This window comes from Microbacterium immunditiarum (genome assembly GCF_013409785.1).
In the GTDB taxonomy this organism is placed as follows: domain Bacteria; phylum Actinomycetota; class Actinomycetes; order Actinomycetales; family Microbacteriaceae; genus Microbacterium; species Microbacterium immunditiarum.
The window spans coordinates 713,766-730,827 of the sequence record NZ_JACCBV010000001.1 but is presented as its reverse complement, the minus strand read 5'-3'; the positions used below and the strand labels follow the sequence as shown (position 1 = coordinate 730,827).

General features: G+C 69.9%; 17 protein-coding genes. 6 read left to right on the top strand and 11 right to left on the bottom strand.

Annotated features, from left to right (window positions below; genetic code table 11):
* Nucleotides 1-119: 119 nt before the first annotated feature.
* Nucleotides 120-731, top strand: coding sequence for a zinc-binding alcohol dehydrogenase (locus tag BJ991_RS03290; protein WP_179487421.1), 612 nt, complete (start codon nucleotides 120-122; stop codon nucleotides 729-731).
* Between the two features lie 32 nt (nucleotides 732-763).
* Here the strand turns inward: BJ991_RS03290 and BJ991_RS03285 are convergent, their stop codons facing one another.
* The 6 genes from BJ991_RS03285 to BJ991_RS03260 form a co-directional block, all read right to left on the bottom strand.
* Nucleotides 764-1,177 carry a potassium transporter Trk gene (locus tag BJ991_RS03285; RefSeq protein ID WP_246301014.1) on the bottom strand — a complete coding sequence of 138 codons (414 nt, stop codon included), beginning with the start codon at nucleotides 1,175-1,177 and terminating at the stop codon, nucleotides 764-766.
* 107 nt (nucleotides 1,178-1,284) lie between these two features.
* A complete protein-coding gene (locus BJ991_RS03280) occupies nucleotides 1,285-1,851 on the bottom strand; it encodes an ATP/GTP-binding protein (RefSeq protein WP_179487419.1) in 567 nt (188 codons plus the stop codon).
* Nucleotides 1,852-1,865: 14 nt separating this feature from the next.
* A complete protein-coding gene (locus BJ991_RS03275) occupies nucleotides 1,866-2,222 on the bottom strand; it encodes a DUF742 domain-containing protein (protein ID WP_179487417.1) in 357 nt (118 codons plus the stop codon).
* Between the two features lie 26 nt (nucleotides 2,223-2,248).
* On the bottom strand, nucleotides 2,249-2,653 hold the full coding sequence (locus BJ991_RS03270; protein WP_179487415.1) for a roadblock/LC7 domain-containing protein: 405 nt from the start codon (nucleotides 2,651-2,653) through the stop codon (nucleotides 2,249-2,251).
* Nucleotides 2,650-5,193, bottom strand: coding sequence for a sensor histidine kinase (locus BJ991_RS03265; protein ID WP_179487413.1), 2,544 nt, complete (start codon nucleotides 5,191-5,193; stop codon nucleotides 2,650-2,652). Before BJ991_RS03265 ends, BJ991_RS03270 begins: the two co-directional genes overlap by 4 nt.
* 209 nt (nucleotides 5,194-5,402) lie before the next feature.
* The gene (locus tag BJ991_RS03260) at nucleotides 5,403-5,756 is read right to left on the bottom strand and encodes a sterol carrier family protein (RefSeq protein WP_179487411.1); all 354 of its coding nucleotides are present in this window, start codon (nucleotides 5,754-5,756) and stop codon (nucleotides 5,403-5,405) included.
* A 151-nt stretch (nucleotides 5,757-5,907) separates the two neighbouring features.
* Here BJ991_RS03260 and purD point away from each other — a divergent pair, with 151 nt between their 5' ends.
* The 5 genes from purD (at nucleotide 5,908) to BJ991_RS03235 (ending at nucleotide 11,081) form a co-directional block, all read left to right on the top strand.
* On the top strand, nucleotides 5,908-7,179 hold the full coding sequence (gene purD / locus BJ991_RS03255) for a phosphoribosylamine--glycine ligase (protein WP_179487409.1): 1,272 nt from the start codon (nucleotides 5,908-5,910) through the stop codon (nucleotides 7,177-7,179).
* 26 nt (nucleotides 7,180-7,205) lie between these two features.
* Complete coding sequence (locus BJ991_RS03250) at nucleotides 7,206-7,583, top strand: VOC family protein (RefSeq protein ID WP_179487407.1); 378 nt, start codon at nucleotides 7,206-7,208, stop codon at nucleotides 7,581-7,583.
* Between the two features lie 32 nt (nucleotides 7,584-7,615).
* Nucleotides 7,616-8,584, top strand: a complete 969-nt coding sequence (locus tag BJ991_RS03245; protein WP_179487405.1) for a phosphoribosylaminoimidazolesuccinocarboxamide synthase — start codon at nucleotides 7,616-7,618, stop codon at nucleotides 8,582-8,584.
* Between the two features lie 120 nt (nucleotides 8,585-8,704).
* Nucleotides 8,705-10,033 (top strand): uracil-xanthine permease family protein, encoded by a 1,329-nt coding sequence (locus BJ991_RS03240; protein WP_179487403.1) that lies wholly within the window; start codon nucleotides 8,705-8,707, stop codon nucleotides 10,031-10,033.
* 163 nt (nucleotides 10,034-10,196) lie between these two features.
* Nucleotides 10,197-11,081, top strand: coding sequence for a VOC family protein (locus BJ991_RS03235; protein ID WP_246301013.1), 885 nt, complete (start codon nucleotides 10,197-10,199; stop codon nucleotides 11,079-11,081).
* A 23-nt stretch (nucleotides 11,082-11,104) separates the two neighbouring features.
* Here BJ991_RS03235 and BJ991_RS03230 read toward each other — a convergent pair whose 3' ends face one another.
* From BJ991_RS03230 to BJ991_RS03210, 5 genes are all read right to left on the bottom strand, one after another.
* Nucleotides 11,105-12,118 carry a LacI family DNA-binding transcriptional regulator gene (locus tag BJ991_RS03230; protein ID WP_179487401.1) on the bottom strand — a complete coding sequence of 338 codons (1,014 nt, stop codon included), beginning with the start codon at nucleotides 12,116-12,118 and terminating at the stop codon, nucleotides 11,105-11,107.
* Between the two features lie 37 nt (nucleotides 12,119-12,155).
* Nucleotides 12,156-13,652 carry a GH1 family beta-glucosidase gene (locus BJ991_RS03225; RefSeq protein WP_246301012.1) on the bottom strand — a complete coding sequence of 499 codons (1,497 nt, stop codon included), beginning with the start codon at nucleotides 13,650-13,652 and terminating at the stop codon, nucleotides 12,156-12,158.
* A gap of 35 nt (nucleotides 13,653-13,687) precedes the next feature.
* Nucleotides 13,688-14,605: a carbohydrate ABC transporter permease gene (locus tag BJ991_RS03220; protein WP_179487399.1), complete on the bottom strand. Its 918-nt coding sequence runs from the start codon at nucleotides 14,603-14,605 to the stop codon at nucleotides 13,688-13,690.
* Nucleotides 14,605-15,654 (bottom strand): ABC transporter permease subunit, encoded by a 1,050-nt coding sequence (locus tag BJ991_RS03215; protein ID WP_179487397.1) that lies wholly within the window; start codon nucleotides 15,652-15,654, stop codon nucleotides 14,605-14,607. Before BJ991_RS03215 ends, BJ991_RS03220 begins: the two co-directional genes overlap by 1 nt.
* 70 nt (nucleotides 15,655-15,724) lie before the next feature.
* Complete coding sequence (locus BJ991_RS03210) at nucleotides 15,725-16,993, bottom strand: extracellular solute-binding protein (protein WP_179487395.1); 1,269 nt, start codon at nucleotides 16,991-16,993, stop codon at nucleotides 15,725-15,727.
* Nucleotides 16,994-17,062 lie beyond the last annotated feature (69 nt).

Sequence of the window (17,062 nt, the reverse complement as noted above, 5' to 3'; positions counted from 1 at the left end):
GTCCTACGTCGGGATCATCTCCTACGCCCAGCGCAGGAGCCGCGCGTCCAGCGCAGGAGCCGCGCGTCCAGCCCCGCGAAGCGAGTCCCCTTGTCGGGGGGCCGCCCTACAATGGCGGCATGGGCGGCGCCGGTGCACCGGAATGGGTGATCCGTGAAGACGCGGGTCAGCCGGTCCTGCTCGCGCTCTATCTCCGGCAGGTCCTCGGCATCCGCTCGCCCGACGAGCTGCCGCACCTGCGGGGCATCCCTCCGCGCGTGAACGACCGATCCGACGCGGCCCAGAGCATCCTCGAGCGCCAGTGGCGAGAGTACTGGGCGATGACGGTCGAGCCGCAAGCGCATCCGTCGCCCGTGCCCCTCGATCTCGTCGACGGCTTCGACACGCTGGTGGCCCTGCCGATCGAGGGCTTCGACGAGCTGCGCAACGCGATCATGCCGCACGCGGCCGAAGCGCTCGCGTTCTCGCAGTCGGCGCACAGTCGCTACGCGAAGGACGCGGCGTCGAAGCCCGGGGTGTCGTACCGCGCCTACGCGAGCGCGATCGCCGAGCACGAGCGCCAGGTCGGCCGTCGCGCGCACTCGTTCGAGCTCAACGTGCAGGTGCTCCCGCTCGCGCAGCGCGGAGTGTGGTGGATCGGGTCGCTCACGATCGCGGTGACCGACGGCTTGCGGGGCGACGTCGTCGCGTTCGATGCGGCGATCCACCCGATCATCGCCGAGCTCGCCTGATCCCGAACGCCGCCACGGCGCTCGGGCGTCGCTCAGTCGAGCGTGTGGATCCGCTCGTGGTCGACCGTCACCGCGTGCGCCCGCCGTGCGAACACGCGATCGAGGACGAGCGCGGTGATGCCGCCCAGGGCGAGGCCCACCGGGATGCAGATGAGGAGCAGGAAACCGAAGACCTGGCCCTGCGAGTACACGAGACCGGTCGTCGGGCTCTCCTCAGAGGTGCCGCTGAACGTGAAGGTAAGGATCATCGCCACGATGAGACCGAGCGCGGCACCGACCACGAGGAACACCGGATACTTCGGCGTGCGGCGGACCGTCGCGCGCTCGACCTCGTCTTCGATGAGCTCGGCGTGCTGCCGCGGGGCCTCGGGAGCGGTCGGGGGAGTCAGCGGCGACTCTCGGTCGTCGGAGTCGTCGGGGAGGGGGCTCGGAGCCTGATCGGCCATGCCTCCATTGTCTCACTCACGCACGGGGCGCGGGCAGCCGGTCGGCGTCATGCCGCATCCGGCGTCGGCGCGCCCGTGGTGATACGCCGGCGGCAACGCCGGCCGCGTCACGCGGCGATCATCGAGAGCACGTGCTCCACGAGGGTGATGAGGGTCGCCTTGGTGGACGCCCGGTCGCGGGCGTCGCACGCCACGATCGGCACGTCGGGTCGGAGAGACAGGGCCTCGCGGATCTGCTCGGACGTGTAGCGATACTCCGCGCCGAACACGTTGTGGGCCACGATGAACGGCACTCCGCGCGCTTCGAAGTAGTCGATCGCTCCGAACGAATCCGCCAGGCGGCGCGTGTCGATCAGCACTACGGCGCCGATCGCACCCTGGGTGAGGTCGTCCCACATGAACCAGAACCGGTCCTGACCCGGGGTGCCGAACAGGTAGAGAATCAGGTCGGCGTCCAGCGAGATGCGCCCGAAGTCCATCGCGACCGTGGTCGTCGTCTTGTCGGGCACCGCGGACAGGTCGTCGACCCCGACACTCGCCGATGTCATCACCGCTTCGGTGGTGAGCGGCTCGATCTCGGAAACCGAGCCGACGAGGGTCGTCTTGCCCACGCCGAATCCTCCGGCGATGACGATCTTCGCCGAAAGGGTCGCCTGACTGGTGTCGGGGCTCACGGTGTCTGTCCTCCTTACAGCTTGCGCAGCCCGCTCAGCACGCGCTCGAGGAGCGCGGCGCCGGGGGCGGACTCTGGTTCTGTCTGCGTGTGCACCCTCACGACACCCCGGTCGACGAGGTCGCCGATGAGCACCCGCGCCACGCCCAGCGGGATCCGCACGAGCGCCGCAACCTCGGCCACCGAGCGGCTCTCGCGGCACAGCTCGGCGATCGACCGCTCCTCAGGGGAGAGCGCGTGGCCGTCGAGCATCCGAAGGTCGGTGTGGACCAGTGCCTCCAGCGGGTACACGCGGGAGGGCGCGGTGCGGCCGCGGGTCAGGGCGTACGGCCTGACCAGCGTCGGCGGCGGCGGGGGGTCGACGGTGCTCACGATCACTCCTGATTCATCCTGCCCTGTCAGGTGCCGGACTGAGCCGTGCGGATCTCGGGCGTGAGCGCGGTCGCGACGCGGGCGATGAGCAGCTGCATCTGGTAGCCCACCTGACCCAAGTCGCACTGTGGGGCGGCCAGAGCCGCGAGGCTCGAGCCCTCACCGACGGACATCACCACCAGGTAGCCGCCGTCCATCTCGACGACCATCTGGTGAACCTGACCGGCCCCGAGAGCACGCGCGGCACCCTGCGTGAGGCTGGTGAGGCCCGAGGTGATCGCCGCAAGCTGGTCGGCACGGTCGGGCGGGAACGCCGCGGAGCGGGCCATCGGCAGGCCGTCCGCGGACACCAGGATGGCGTGCGCGACGTCGGCGGTGCGCTGGGTCAGGCTGTCGACCAGCCAGTCGAGGTTCGCAGGAGCAGTCGTCACTCGTCTTCCCCTCTCTGGGATCGGAAGTAGCGGGGTGTCGGGGTCGGCATGGCGTCATCCGGCTCCAGCTCCGGCTCCGGCGCGTCGGCGCGCGCGCGGCTCACGCCGCGCTGGAAGCTGGACAGGGCGCCGCTCCGCCGCGGATCCACCGTGGGCTGCGCCTGCGGTGCGGGCTGGCTCACCGCCGGAGCCGCGCCGGGAACGAGATTCTGCCCGGGGACGCGCTTGGGAAGTCCGCCTGCGGTCACGAGTTCTGGCTCCTCTGGTCGCTGGAAGACCTCAGCCGCACGCTTCCAGCCGTCGTCGCCGGGCGAGGACCAGCTCTGCGAGGCCGCCGGCTCGTCCGACTGGACCGCCCGGAGTGTGCCCAGCGGCTGGCCACGAGTGAACCAAGCGGACCGGAGCGCGGCGAAGATGGGCGTGTCGCCGGCGTCGTCGTGCGCGAACGACGGCGGCGGGCTGTCGCTGCCCACCGTCGCGATCGCCGGCTCTGCGGGGCGAGCCTCCGCGCGGGCCTCGGCCACCGGCGCCGACTCGGTCCGCTCTGCGGGCATCGTGCTCGACGGAGCGCCGGCGGGCGTCCGGACCGCCACCGGCTGGCGCGGGGGGAGGGCTGCGACGACCGGCAGCGGCTTGGTCTGGCCCGTCGCGAGGGCACTCGCCGGAATCCTGACGCGGGCGACGATGCCGCGCGGGGTGCCCGACCGCAGTGAGACGGTCATGCCGTGGCGATCCGCGAGTCGGGCCGTCACGACCAGGCCCATCATCCGCGCGACGTCGGCGTCCAGACCGCTGGTGCTCTTCAGCTTGGCGTTGGCGGCGAGCAGCTCGTCCGGGGTCATCCCGAGGCCGAGGTCGACGATGTCGACGACCAGCGGCTCATCCGGCTTGCGCGGGAGTGTGCGGATGACGACCGGCGAGTCCGGCGGCGAGAAGTTGGTGGCGTTCTCGATCAGCTCGGCGAGGAGGTGGACCAGGTCGCCGGCGACGGAGCCGCGAAGCTCGCCCTCCTCCGCCGACTCGATCTCGACCCGGGCGAACTGCTCGATCTCCGAGGTGGCGGCACGCAGCACGTCGAGAACCGGCACGTTGCCGCGCGCGGCCTGCGGGGTGTCACCGCCGGCGAGGACGAGCAGGCTCTCGTCGTTGCGCCGCATGCGCGTGGCGAGGTTGTCCAGCTGGAACAGGTTGGCCAGCTGCGCCGGGTCCTGTTCGCCTGCCTCGAGCTGCTCGATCAGACGCAGCTGCCGCTCGACCAGGTTCTGGCTGCGCCGCGACAGGTTGACGAACATGCGGTTGACGTTCGCCCGCATCTGCGCCTGCTCACCGGCGAGTCGGACCGCCTCTGCGTGGACCGCGTCGAACGCCTCCGACACGTCGCCGATCTCGTCTCGCTGCTCGACACCGATCGGCTCCACCGAGGTGTCGATCGGACCGTCCGCGTTCTCGACCTGCTTGACGCGGTCCGGCAGCGTCTTGCCGGCGATCTCGAGCGCGGCGCCGCGCAGCCGGACCAGCGGCCGGAGGATCGACCGGGTCGCGAGCAGCGTCACCACGAGGGCGATCAGGAGGACCGCACCGACGATGCCCGCGGTCAGAAGCGCGGACTGCTGGGCGGCCTGCCGCACGTCGGCGACGTCTGCGGCCAGATCGTCGGCAGCCAGTACGATGACCTCCTCGAGCTCCGCGATGTACCCCGCGTAGAGCTGCAGCCATGCGGACAGGGTGATGGAGACTCCATCCAGCCCGCCGTCCTGCACCACCTGGTCCATCACACGCAGAGGGTTCAGCCTGCTGTCGGGTCCACGGTCGGTGAGTTCCTCGAACAGCTCCGCCGCTGCCGGCGAGGACCCCGCGACGAAGTCTGCGCTCGCCTGGTCCCAGACCCCCTGGGCGCTGGCCAGCTGCATCAGTCCCCGTGGGCTGATCTCTCCGGTCATGAGCGCCTGGCTGATCACCACGCGCACGACACCGAGCACCTCGGAAGCGGTCCGCACGTTCGCGAGCGCACTGGTCTGCTCATAGATGGACGGGTCCTCGAGCGCCGGAAGCTGGGAAGACAGCCCGAACAGCAGGTTGAGCAGGTCGGTGTACGCCGTGACCGCGTCCGACCGTGTGTCCGGCTCGAGGATCTGCTCGCGCAGCTCGTCGATGTCGCTCAGCGCGCTCCTGGCCGTATCCAGGTCCTGCGCCAGCGCCGGGTCCTGCGAGTCGTCGACGTCGGCGGCGACCTGCCGCCAGGCGTCGATCCCCTCGTCGGTCTCAGATCGGATGCGCTCCTTGGTCGCGTCCGGGATCGCGGCGTTCGCCGCCTCGCGCTCTCTCGTGAGCTGGATCCCGAGAGCGAAGCTGGCGGGGAGGGCATTCGCGAGGCTCTCTGCGCGCGCTGCCTCGGTGCTCGCCGCGACAGCCGACTCGACGCGCAGCACACCCAGCACGAGTGCGGCGATCATCGGGATCAGCAGTACGCCGATCAGGCGCGGTCGGATGCCCTGCCACCACCTCCGCTTTGCGGTGCGATCGCTCGACGGCTCGGCCATATATCCCTTCCGGCGATGACTTGTGACCGAGAACGGCCGGGGCCCGGGGGTAGCGCCCAGTCTCGCCTCCCGCCACCGGCCGTGCATCCGGGGAGATGTGAAAGCGTAACGGGTGTCATACCTTCGGCGCTGACGGGTTGAAGGGATAATACGCCACCTTGTGGGATTGCTCCCAACGGGTGGCCATCCGATCCGATATCCTGCGCCGCTCACGCACGCAGCGGGAGGAGCGGAGAGAGATCCGCCCGGACGCCCGATGCGACGATCCGGCCGGCGGAGACGGCATCCGTCCACTCCTCCTGACCCGTCGCGACCGCGATCCAGGTGGCGGGATCGGTCTCGACGACGTTCGGCGGGGTGCCGCGCGTGTGGCGGGGACCCTCGAGCACCTGCACGGCCGCGAACGGCGGCACGCGCACCTCGACCGAGTTGCCCGGGGCCTTCTCGGCGAGCAGCTGCAGCAGGTAGCGCACGGCGGTCGCGAGGTCGGTGCGGCCGGGGTCGCCGCTCGCGACCGCGGCCAGCGCGTCGCGGCCGTCCTCGGTCGAGATCCTGCGGGCCATGCCCCCACGCTACGCGTCGAAGCTCCGGGCTCAATCCCCTCCCACGCGGGCTCGGCGGCCGGAACCTCCCGATCCGTCCCGCCGTTTTCACGCCGCGCCCGCCCGCACGTCCCCCGGGGCGCGCCGCCTGCGCGGGGCTAGGCTGGGCCAGGTGAGAATCCTGGTCCTCGGCTCGGGCGCGCGCGAGCACGCCATCATCCTCGCCCTCCGCTCGGAAGAGGCGGATCACGAGATCTTCGCCGCTCTGGGGAACGCCGGCATCGCGCAGGACGCGGCGCTCGTGGCCCTCGATGCGAACGACCCTGCCGGCGTGACGCAGTTCGCCCTCGACAACGCGATCGACCTCGTCGTCGTGGGCCCGGAAGCCCCGCTCGTGGCGGGCGTCGCCGACGCGGTTCGCGAGCGCGGCATCCCGGTCTTCGGCCCGGGCAGGGCGGCCGCACAGCTCGAGGGATCGAAGGCGTTCGCGAAGCGGATCATGGACGCCGCGGGCGTTCCCACGGGCCGCGCCGTGCGCGCGACGAGCCTCGCCCAGGTCGAGGCCGCCTTCCACGAGCTCGGCGCCCCGTATGTCGTCAAGGCCGACGGTCTCGCGGCGGGCAAGGGCGTCATCGTCACGAGCGACCGGGACCCTGCGCTCGCCCACGCCGCCGCGTACCTCCCGACCGGGGCAGTGCTCGTCGAGGAGTACCTCGACGGCCCCGAGGTGTCGCTCTTCTTCCTGTGCGACGGCGACCACGTGCTGCCGCTCAGCCCCGCGCAGGACTACAAGCGCCTGCGCGACGGCGACCACGGCCCGAACACCGGGGGCATGGGCGCGTACTCACCGCTGCCGTGGCTCGACGGCCGCTTCGGAAGCGAGCAGGAGTTCGTCGACCTCGTGACGCGCGAGATCGCCGAGCCGGTGATCCGCCAGCTCGACGAGGAGGGCACGCCGTTCATCGGGCTGCTGTACGCGGGACTCATCGTGACGGATGCCGGCGTCAAGGTCATCGAGTTCAACGCGCGCTTCGGCGACCCTGAGACCCAGGTGGTGCTGCCGCGCCTCGTCGACCCCCTGTCCGAGCTGCTGCTGGCCGCGGCATCCGGTCACCTCGAAGACCACCCGCGCCCCGCTTTCGCGGAGGCGACCGCCGTCACCGTCGTCCTCGCGAGCGAGGGCTACCCCGAAGCGCCGGTCACGGGCCGGCTCATCGGCGGGCTCGACGCAGCGGCGTCCGTCGAGGGCGTGCACCTCGCGCACGCTGCGACGACCGAGACCGAGGCCGGGCTCGTCGCGTCGGGCGGGCGCGTGCTCAACGTCGTCGCGCTCGGCACGACGTTCGCGCAAGCGCGGCAGCGGGCGTACCGCGCGATCGCCGAGCTCGAACTCGAGGGCGGGCAGTACCGCACCGACATCGCGGAGCGGGTCGTCGAGCACTGACGCCTCGCCGCGACTACCTTTGCGGGATGATCACAGGCATCCACACGCTCGTCTACAGCGACGACCCTCCGGCCACCCGCGCGTTCTTCCGTGACGTCGTGGGCTGGTCGTTCATCGAGACCTCCCCCGGGTGGCTCATCTTCTCGCAGGGGCCCACCGAAGGAGGCGTGCATCCGCGCACGTGGGAGGGCCGCGACGAGCTGTACGACCAGCGCCACGAGCTGTCGCTCATGTGCGACGACCTCGACGCGACGATGACCGACCTCGCTTCGCGCGGCGCGACCTTCGAGGGCGAGGTGTGGGAGCGCGAGTACGGGCGCGGCGTGGAGCTCGAGGTTCCGGGCATCCCGCCCGTGATGCTCTACCAGCCGTCGTACGCGCCCGCGTGGGAGGCCGCGGAGTAGGAGCGGCCGGAGCGAGCCGCGATAATGGGCCGGTGACGGATGCCCCTCCCACCCCGCTCGAGCTCGACGGCTGGCGCCACGTGTACTCGGGCAAGGTGCGCGACCTCTACGTGCCCGCCGACACCCCCGAAGGGGGGCGTGCCGAGCGGATGCTGGTGGTCGCGAGCGACCGCGTGAGCGCGTTCGACCACGTGCTGTCGCCCGGCATCCCCGACAAAGGCGTGCTGCTGACGACCCTCAGCCTGTGGTGGTTCGACCAGCTCGCGGGCGCCGACGGCGGCCGCTCGATCCCGAACCACCTCGAGCCCTCGCGCCTGCTCACGCGAGGCCCGGACGGCGTGCCGAACACCCCCGACGATGTGGTCTCGCTCATCCCCGACGAGGTCATCGGGCGAGCGATGGTCGTGCGGAGCCTCGACATGCAGCCGATCGAGTGCGTCGTGCGCGGATACCTGACCGGTTCGGGATGGGCCGAGTACCTCGCGGAGGGGACGGTGTGCGGCATCCGCCTGCCCGAAGGCCTGTCGAACGGCGACCGGCTGCCCGAGCCGATCTTCACGCCCGCGTTCAAGGCGCCGATGGGCGAGCACGACGAGAACATCTCGTTCGAGCGCACGGTCGAGATCGTCGGCGCCCAGCGCGCCGAAGAGCTGCGCGACCTGTCGCTCGAGATCTACCGCCGCGCGGCGCGCACGGCCGAGGCGCGCGGGCTGATCCTCGCCGACACGAAGTTCGAGTTCGGCCTCGACGAGAACGGCGTCCTGACCCTCGCCGACGAGGTGCTCACGAGCGACTCGTCTCGGTACTGGGACGCCTCCGCGTGGGAATCGGGCACGACCCCCGAGGAGCGCATGGCGAGCTTCGACAAGCAGATCGTGCGCGACTGGCTCGCCGCCAACTGGCCGGCGCCGCGCGAGGGCGAGCCGCCGCGGCTGCCCCACGAGATCGTCGAGCGCACGGCCGCGCGGTACCGCGAGCTGCTCGAGCGGCTCACCGGCTGAGCGTCTCGACGCGCGGCGTCACGACGCGGATGCCGCACACGCCGCCCGCGTGATCGCTCTCAGCGAACTCCCAGATATCGTTTCCTCAGCACTCACCCGATCTCCCCGCTAAGGAGCGATATGCCTATCTGGACCCTGCACGGCAACGGCCGGACGGTCGAACCCGGAAAGGTCGTCAAGCCCGAAGAGCGCCTCAACTGGGGCGCGACCGTCGCAATCGGCGCGCAGCACGTCGTCGCGATGTTCGGAGCGACCTTCCTCGTGCCCGTGCTCACCGGCTTCCCCGTGTCGACGACACTCCTGTTCTCGGGCATCGGCACGCTGCTGTTCCTGCTCGTCACGCGCAACAAGCTGCCCAGCTACCTCGGCTCGTCGTTCGCCTTCATCGCACCGGTCACGGCGGCGACCGCGACGGCCGGGATGGGCTCGGCGCTCGCCGGCATCGTGGCGGTCGGCATCCTCCTCGCGATCGTCGGCTTCGTCGTGCAATTCGCGGGCATCGGCTGGGTCGACAAGCTCATGCCCCCGGTCGTCGCGGGCACGATCGTCGCGCTCATCGGCTTCAACCTCGCCCCGGTCGCGTGGACGAACTTCGAGCAGGCGCCGGTCACGGCATCCGTCACGCTCATCGCCGTCATCCTGTTCAGCGTGCTGTTCCGCGGATTCCTCGGGCGCATCTCGATCTTCCTCGGCGTCGTCGTCGGGTACATCGTCGCGGTGATCCTCGGCGAGATCGACTACGCCCCCGTCGAGGCCGCCGCGTGGATCGGCCTGCCCGAGTTCCACATCGCCGACTTCGCGTCGCCCGGCACGTGGGCGGTCATCGCGATGTTCCTGCCGGTCGTGCTCGTGCTCATCGCAGAGAATGTCGGGCACGTTCGCGCCGTCGCGACGATGACGGACCCCTCCGTCAACCGCCACACGGGCCGCGCTCTCATCGCCGACGGCGCCGCGACGACGATCGCAGGCTTCTTCGGCGGCTCGGGTACGACCACGTACGGCGAGAACATCGGTGTGATGGCGGCGACCCGCGTGTACTCGACCGCCGCGTACTGGGTCGCGGGCGCGGTGGCGATCCTGCTGGCGATGTCGCCCAAGATCGGCGCGATCTTCAACACGATCCCCCCGGGCGTGCTCGGCGGCGTGACGACCGCGCTGTACGGCCTCATCGGCATCATCGGCATCAAGATCTGGGTCGACAACCGCGTGGACTTCTCGCGGCCCGTCAACCAGTACACGGCCGCCGTCGCGCTCGTGATGGCGATCGCCGGGTTCACGATGCAGTGGGGCGACTTCCAGCTCGGCGCGATCGTGCTGGGGTCGGCCGCGGCGCTGGTGATCTACCACCTCGGCAACCTCATCGCCCGCTGGCGCAAGACCGGCGCCGACGACGGCGGCCCGATCCCCGCCGTCGGGCAGCTCGGCGGCGACCCGCAAGAGGTGAGGTAACCGCCACCCTCTTGCGCCCTTTCGCCGAGTGCACGGCATGCCGTCGAGTGCACGACTTCGCCGCGTCGGCAGGTCGTGCGCTCGACGCGATGTCGTGCACTCGGCGAGCATGATTTCACCGGGGCGGGAATGAAACACCGGATGCCCCGCGTTATCCATTCACATGCATAAGAGGCTCGCGACTTCCGACCGCCTCGCCGCCGACACGGCGATGGGCCCGGTGACACTCCTCGTGGGCGACCTCGACGGCATGACGCGCTACTACCGCGACGTCGTGACGCTGCAGGTGCTCGCCGCTGACGGTGACACGGTGACGCTTGGTCGTGCGGGCCGCCCGATCGTCGTGCTGAAGCACGAGCCGGGACTTCGCCACGCCACTCCGGGCTCGGCGGGTCTGTACCACACGGCGATCCTCTTCGAGACGCAGGCGGCGCTCGCGGCGGCGCTCTACTCGGTCGCGCGTCACGCGCCGGGCACGTTCGCGGGGTCGGCGGACCACCTCGTGAGCCAGGCCTTCTATTTCACCGACCCGGAGGGGAACGGCATCGAGCTGTACTGGGACCGCGACCGCACCGAGTGGTCCTGGATCCACGGGCAGGTCGAGATGGCGACCCTGTTCCTCGACCCGATCGCGTTCCTGGACGAGCACCTCACGGAAGAGGCCGTGCTCGGCGCGACCGCCGGGGACGCGGCATCCGTCGGTCATGTCCATCTCTCGGTCGGCGATGTCGCGACCGCGCGCGCGTTCTACGTCGACGCTCTCGGCTTCGACGAGACGGCGTCGCTCGGCAATCAGGCGATCTTCGTGAGCGCCGGCGGCTACCACCACCACATGGCGATGAACGTGTGGAACTCGCGCGGTGCCGGCCCCCGCATGCCCGGCCTCGGCCTCGGCCGCGTCGACCTCGACCTGCCCGACGCCGACACGCTCGGCGCGCTCGAGGAGCGGCTGAAGCACCACGGGTTCCCGGTCCGCGACGACGGGCGCACGCTCGCGTTCGACGACCCGTGGAACAACGCGATCCTCGCGACCGCGCCGGGCCGCTGATCCCGTACGAACCCGGTGGTGCGTCAGGCCGACTCGCGCACGATGAGCTCGGTCGCGAGCACCTGCGCGTGAGGCGGGTTGCCGCCCGAGAGCAGCTCGAGCAGCGCGCTCGCCATGCGCTTGCCCTGCTCGAACGACGGCTGGCGCACGGTCGTGAGCGTCGGCGTCACGCTCGTCGCGACGGGGGAGTCGTCGAAGCCGATGATCGCGATGTCTTCGGGCACGCGGACGCCGGCGCGGTGCAGGATCTCGAGCGCTCCGCGGGCCATGAGGTCGCTGGCGATGAAGATCGCGTCGGGGCGCTCTCCTGAGTCGAGGATGCGCTGCATCGCCTCCGCGCCGCCGTCGGCGGTGAAGTCGCCGTCCTCGACCGCGACCTCGTCGAGGCCGGCGGCGGCGAGCGCGGCGCGGAACCCCTCGAGCCGGTCGATGCCTGCGGGCATCGTGAGCGGCCCGGTGATCGTCGCGATGCGCGTGTAGCCCTTGCCGATGAGGTACTCCGTCGCGTGGCGGCCGCCCGCGGTGTTGTCCACGTCCACGTAGTGGTCGTTCGCGCGCTCGCGCACGGGCCGACCGCCGTACACGACGGGCACGCTGCTCACGATGCGGTCGATGAACGAGTCGCTCGTGTGGTGCGACACGATGATCGCGCCGTCGACCGCGCCGCTGCGCACGTAGCTCGTGGTCTTGTCGCCGGGGTCGTCGCTCGCGATGAAGAGGTTCAGCACGTAGTCCGAGCGGCTCAGGCGCGCGTTGATGCCCGACACGATCGCCGCGAAGAACGGGTCTCCGAAGAACCGCGTCGTGTCTTCCGGGACCACGAGCGCGATCGCGTGCGTCTGGCGGCTCGCGAGGGAGCGGGCGGCGCGGTTGGGCACGTAGTTCAGTTCTGCGATCGCGCGGCGCACTGCCTCAAGGGCAGCCGGACTCACCGCAGTCGAACCGTTGACGACCCGCGACACGGTCGAGCGCGAGACGCCGGCGGCCGCCGCGACCTCCTCGATCGTGACGGGCCCGCGCGCGATCTCGGTGCTCATCGAACCCCGCCCTTCGTGCTCGGAAGACCCAGAGGACTCAGTCTGCCGTGCTCTGCGCCTCGAGGGCGCGCTGGGCGATGATGCGGCTGTACAGCCGGCCACTCTCCTTCACCGTGCGTTCCTGCGTGTCGTAGTCCACGCGCACGATGCCGAAGCGCTTCTCGTACCCCCATGCCCACTCGAAGTTGTCGAGCAGCGACCAGTAGAAGTATCCCCTCACGTCGACGCCCCGGTCGATGGCGTCGAGCGTCGCGGCCAGGTGCGACCGCACGAACTCGGTGCGCTCGGTGTCGGGGACCAACTTCTCGCCGTCGCGCTCGACCACGACGTCGTCGTAGGCGGCGCCGTTCTCTGTGACATACAGCGCGACACCGGCCGACGCGGAGTACTCCTCGTGGACGCGGGCGAGCAGGCGGGTCAGCCCCTCCGGCTGCACCTCCCAGTGCATCGGCGTGCGCGGCAGGCCGCGATCGTGCCAGTGGACCTCGGCGGCGGCGGGGAACGGGGACTCGGCGCGGCGATCGGTCGGCGCGTCACCGCCCGTGACCTCGTCGGTCGCCGGGTGACCGCTGACGTACTCGCCGTGGTAGTAGTTCACGCCGAGCGTCGCGATGGGCGTCGAGATCGTCTCGAGGTCACCCGGCCTCGTCGCCTCATCGAGGGCGGCGATCGCCTCGGGGTGCACGGCGCGGATGTCGTCGACGACGTCGGCCGGGTACTCGCCCCGGAAGATCGGGTCGAGGAACCACCGGTTGAACTGCCCGTCGATCCGTCGCGCGGCGTCGAGGTCGGCGGGATCGCTCGGGTCGACCGGGTCTGCGACCGTGAGATTGAGGGTGACCCCCAGGTCGAGCGACGCGTCGCGCGCGCGGAGCTCGCGGATGACCTGGCCGTGGCCCAGCAGCAGGTGGTGCGCCGCGAGCACGCCTTCGGTCACGCTGTAATGACCGGGCGCGTGGATGCCCGCGGTGTAGCTGAGGAACGACGAGCACCACGGCTCGTTCAGCGTCGTCCACACCTTCACGCGGTCGCCGAGCGCGTCGTGCATGTCGAGCGCGTACTCCGTGAACAGGTCCGCCGTCTCGCGCACGGTCCAGCCGCCGCGGTCCTGGAGCGCCTGGGGCAGATCCCAGTGGTAGAGCGTGAGCCACGGGAGGATGTCCGCGTCGAGCAGCTCGTCGACGAGACGCTTGTAGAAGTCCAGGCCGGCCGGGTTGATGGGTCCGCCGTCCGGGCGCACGCGCGACCACGACGTCGAGAATCGGTACGTCTGCAGCCCCATGCGCTTCATGAGCGCGACGTCGTCGCGGTAGAGGTGATAGTGGTCGCACGCGACGTCGCCGTTGTCGCCGTTGATCACGGCGCCCGGCACCCGGCAGAAAGCGTCCCAGATCGAAGCCCGTCGGCCGTCCTCGAACGCCGCCCCCTCGATCTGGAACGCCGCGGTCGCCGCGCCGAAGAGGAAGCCGTCGGGGAACGCGCGTCGCTCGGTCTCGGTCATGGGAGCGGAGTCTTCCTGGAACTCGATGGTCATGTGTGTCCTCAGTATCGGTGAGTGCGCTCTGCGATTCAGCCCTTGACAGCACCTGCCATGATGCCGCTGACCAGCTGCTTTCCGGCGAAGATGAACAGCAGCAGGAGCGGAATCGTGGCGAGGATCACCCCGGCGAGCACGATCGAGTAGTCGACGAAGTAGTTGGACTGGAGCAGCGAGAGCGCGACGGGAAGCGTCGGGTTCTGCCGGTCCAGCACGATGAACGGCCAGAAGAAGTTGTTCCACGCGCCCACGAACGTGAAGAGGAACAGCATCGCTGCGGCGGGTCGCGCCGCGGTGACGCCGACCGTCCAGAACGTCCGCAGCATCGACGCGCCGTCGACACGCGCCGCCTCGATGAGCTCGTCGGGCACGGCCTGTCGCAGATACTGCGTCATCCAGAACACGCCGAACGCGCTCGTGAGGGCGGGAATGATGATCGCCCCGATCTGGCCGGTCCAGCCGAGCTCGGCGAACAGGATGTACAGCGGCACGACGCCGAGCTGCTGAGGAACGGCCATCGTCGCGACGACGAACACGAGGAGGGCCGCGCCGCCGTGGAACTTCAGCTTCGCGAACGCCCACCCGGCGAGCGTCGACGTGATGACGACCGCGGCGGCGATGAGGAACGAGCTGTAGATCGAGTTCCACAGCGCCGGCCAGAAGTTGACGGCCGGGTTGGTCACGACGGATGCCGCGTTCGTCCAGAAGTTGCCGCCGGGGATCCACGTGAACGGCCGCCGCAGCGACGACGCGTCGCCCGAGCCGATGACGAACGACCACCACAGCGGGAACGCGCCCGTGGCGAAGACGACGGTCAGCAGTGCATAGACGATCCAGCCGGGGCGCGAGCCGCGGATGCGGATCGTGCGCGCGCCGCGACGGCGCTGCTTCTCGTTGGGGATGTTCTCCTCGACCACGGCGAGAGGCGTGGGCGTTCCGAGCGTGCTCATCACACGGCCTCCTTCAGGTCCTTCTTCGCCTGTCTCGCAAGCTCCTTCTCCTGTCGCTTGGTCAGCTCACGGCGCAGACCCTCGTCTCGAACGAGCGAGCGGGTGATGAGCAGGTTGACGAGGCCGATGAGCAGGATGATGACGAACAGGATCCAGGCCATCGCCGCCGCGCGGCCGAAGTTCCACTGACCCCAGCCGATGTCGTACAGGTACAGCGTGATCGTGAGCCACTGCTGGCCCGCGCCGCCTCGGCCGAACTGGTCGAACACGCGCGGCTCGTCGAAGATCTGCAGGCCGCCGATCGTCGACGTGATGATGACGAAGATGAGCGTCGGACGCAGCGACGGCATCGTGATGCTGAAGAACTGCCGCACCGGGCCGGCGCCGTCGACGGTCGCCGCCTCGTAGTAGTCGCGGTTCACGGCCTGCATCGCGGCGAGCAGGATCAGCGCGTTGTAGCCGGTCCAGCGGTAGTTGACCATGGTCGCGATCGCGACGTGACTCCAGAACGGGTCCTTGTGCCACTGAATGCCCGGCAGGCCCAGGTTTCCGAGCCACGTGTTCACGAGTCCGAAGTTGTCGGCGAAGATCGCTGTGAAGATGAGGCCGACCGCGACGGGAGCGACGACGAAGGGGAGCAGGACGCTCATTCGCCAGAAGGTCTTGGCGCGGATGTTGCGGTCGAGCACCGCGGCAATGAAGATCGCGAGGATCAGCTGCGGAATGCTCGACAGCAGGAAGATGCTGAAGGTGTTGCGCAGCGCCGTCCAGAAGTGAGGCTGCGTGAGGATCCAGATGTACTGGTCGAAGCCGATGAAGGTGCCCGAGTTGCGCACCAGATCCCAGTCCATGAACGAGATCACGGCCGTGTAGGCGATCGGGAACAGGCCGACGATCGCGAACATGATGAAGAACGGCGAGATGTACAGATAGGGGGAGATCTTCAGATCCCACTTGCTCAGCCGGTGCGAGAACGAGATCACGCGGGGCTGACGAGGTTCTTCCGGAGTCTGCGCGCGCGTCTCCGGCCGCGATGCGGTGGTGGTCACGTTCGTCCTTCTCGGGTCTGGTGCAGGAGCGGGGTGCGGGCGGGGTCGGCCGCCCGCACCCCGTCGGGTGTCAGAAGGCCGAAACCTCGGTCACCCAGTTGTCCCAGCTGGTCTCCTTGTCTTCGAGGCCGTCGAAGACTCGGGTCACAGCGTTCTGAAGGGCGTCGTGGTACTGGAAGTACTTCGGGCCCTTGAACGGCGCGACCGTGATCGCGTTCGCGCGGTTGGTGAGGATCTCACCCGTGGGCGCGTTGTTGAAGTACTCGTTCGTCGCCGCCGCCAGCTCAGAGCTCTCGAGCGCCTCGACCTGGCTCGGGAAGGTGCCCGCGTTGGCGAACGCCTTCATCTGCGTCTCGGGCGAGGTCAGCCACGCCGCGAGCTGCGACGCCGCCTCGACGTTCTCGCCGTTGGCGGGCACGACCAGGTACGAGCCGCCCCAGTTGCCGCCGCCGCCCGGGAAGGCATCGGCGATGTCCCAGCCGGTCGTGTCGGGCGCGTTGCCCGAGATGACGCCGAGCATCCAGCCCGGGCACAGCATGGTGGCGAACTCGCCGCTCGCGAGCGACGCGAACCAGTCCTCGCTCCACTGGCCGGCGTAGGCCGCGACCGGGACGGCACGGTCGACGACCGTGTCGTACGACTCCCGCACGTCGGGGTTGTCGGTCGCGATGATGTTGCCGTCCGGCTCCTCGTAGGTGTACTCGATCTGGTTCATGATGCCCTGGAGCACCGCGTTGGCCGAGTCGATGAACGGCTTGCCTGTCGCCTCCTTGTACTGGTCGGCGACGTCGAAGAACGCGTCCCACGTCGGGAACAGCTCGCCGACGGCCTCACGGTCGGTCGGCAGGCCGGCGGCCTCGAACAGGTCGGCGCGGTAGCAGATGCCCTGCGGGCCGACGTCGGTGCCGTAGGCGACGAGGTTGCCGTCCGCGTCCGTCGCGGCGGCTTCCTTCCAGTCGAGCCAGCGGCCCTTGACGTCGTCGCCGGCGGGCGCGAGCAGGTCCGCGTACTGCATCATCTCGGCGAACCAGTCGATCTCGACCGCCTCGACGTCGGCGAGACCCGACTTGCCGAGCTTCTGGAAGAAGTTGGCGCGAGCGTCGTTCGAGGTGGCCGCCTTGTTGTGCACGACCTCGATGCCCGTCTCCTCGGTGAACTCGGCGAGGAGCTCGTCCGTGTAGCCGAAGTCGTTGAAGGTCGCGAGGGTCAGGGTGACCTCGCCGTTGTCGTCGGAGGACGGCGTTCCGCCGCCGCTCCCCGCGCAGCCGGCCAGCACGATGGCGGAGGCCGAGATGGCCGCAACCGCCACAGCGCCCCGGCGGAAGGCACGTGAGTTCACTGTCACTCCTTTGTGTTGTCAGGGTGTGTTGCAGGTGATCGGTACCGGCAGCGCCGGAACCCGGGTGCG

What these genes read in the sequence shown, in the direction of transcription:
- BJ991_RS03290 (WP_179487421.1), top strand. Translation starts at nt 120, where the DNA reads ATGGGCGGCGCCGGTGCACCGGAATGGGTGATCCGTGAAGACGCGGGT.
- BJ991_RS03250 (WP_179487407.1), top strand. Translation starts at nt 7,206, where the DNA reads ATGATCACAGGCATCCACACGCTCGTCTACAGCGACGACCCTCCGGCC.
- BJ991_RS03220 (WP_179487399.1), bottom strand. Translation starts at nt 14,605, where the DNA reads ATGAGCACGCTCGGAACGCCCACGCCTCTCGCCGTGGTCGAGGAGAAC.
- BJ991_RS03225 (WP_246301012.1), bottom strand. Translation starts at nt 13,652, where the DNA reads ATGACCATCGAGTTCCAGGAAGACTCCGCTCCCATGACCGAGACCGAG.
- BJ991_RS03235 (WP_246301013.1), top strand. Translation starts at nt 10,197, where the DNA reads ATGCATAAGAGGCTCGCGACTTCCGACCGCCTCGCCGCCGACACGGCG.
- BJ991_RS03285 (WP_246301014.1), bottom strand. Translation starts at nt 1,177, where the DNA reads ATGGCCGATCAGGCTCCGAGCCCCCTCCCCGACGACTCCGACGACCGA.
- BJ991_RS03230 (WP_179487401.1), bottom strand. Translation starts at nt 12,118, where the DNA reads ATGAGCACCGAGATCGCGCGCGGGCCCGTCACGATCGAGGAGGTCGCG.
- BJ991_RS03260 (WP_179487411.1), bottom strand. Translation starts at nt 5,756, where the DNA reads ATGGCCCGCAGGATCTCGACCGAGGACGGCCGCGACGCGCTGGCCGCG.
- BJ991_RS03265 (WP_179487413.1), bottom strand. Translation starts at nt 5,193, where the DNA reads ATGGCCGAGCCGTCGAGCGATCGCACCGCAAAGCGGAGGTGGTGGCAG.
- BJ991_RS03240 (WP_179487403.1), top strand. Translation starts at nt 8,705, where the DNA reads ATGCCTATCTGGACCCTGCACGGCAACGGCCGGACGGTCGAACCCGGA.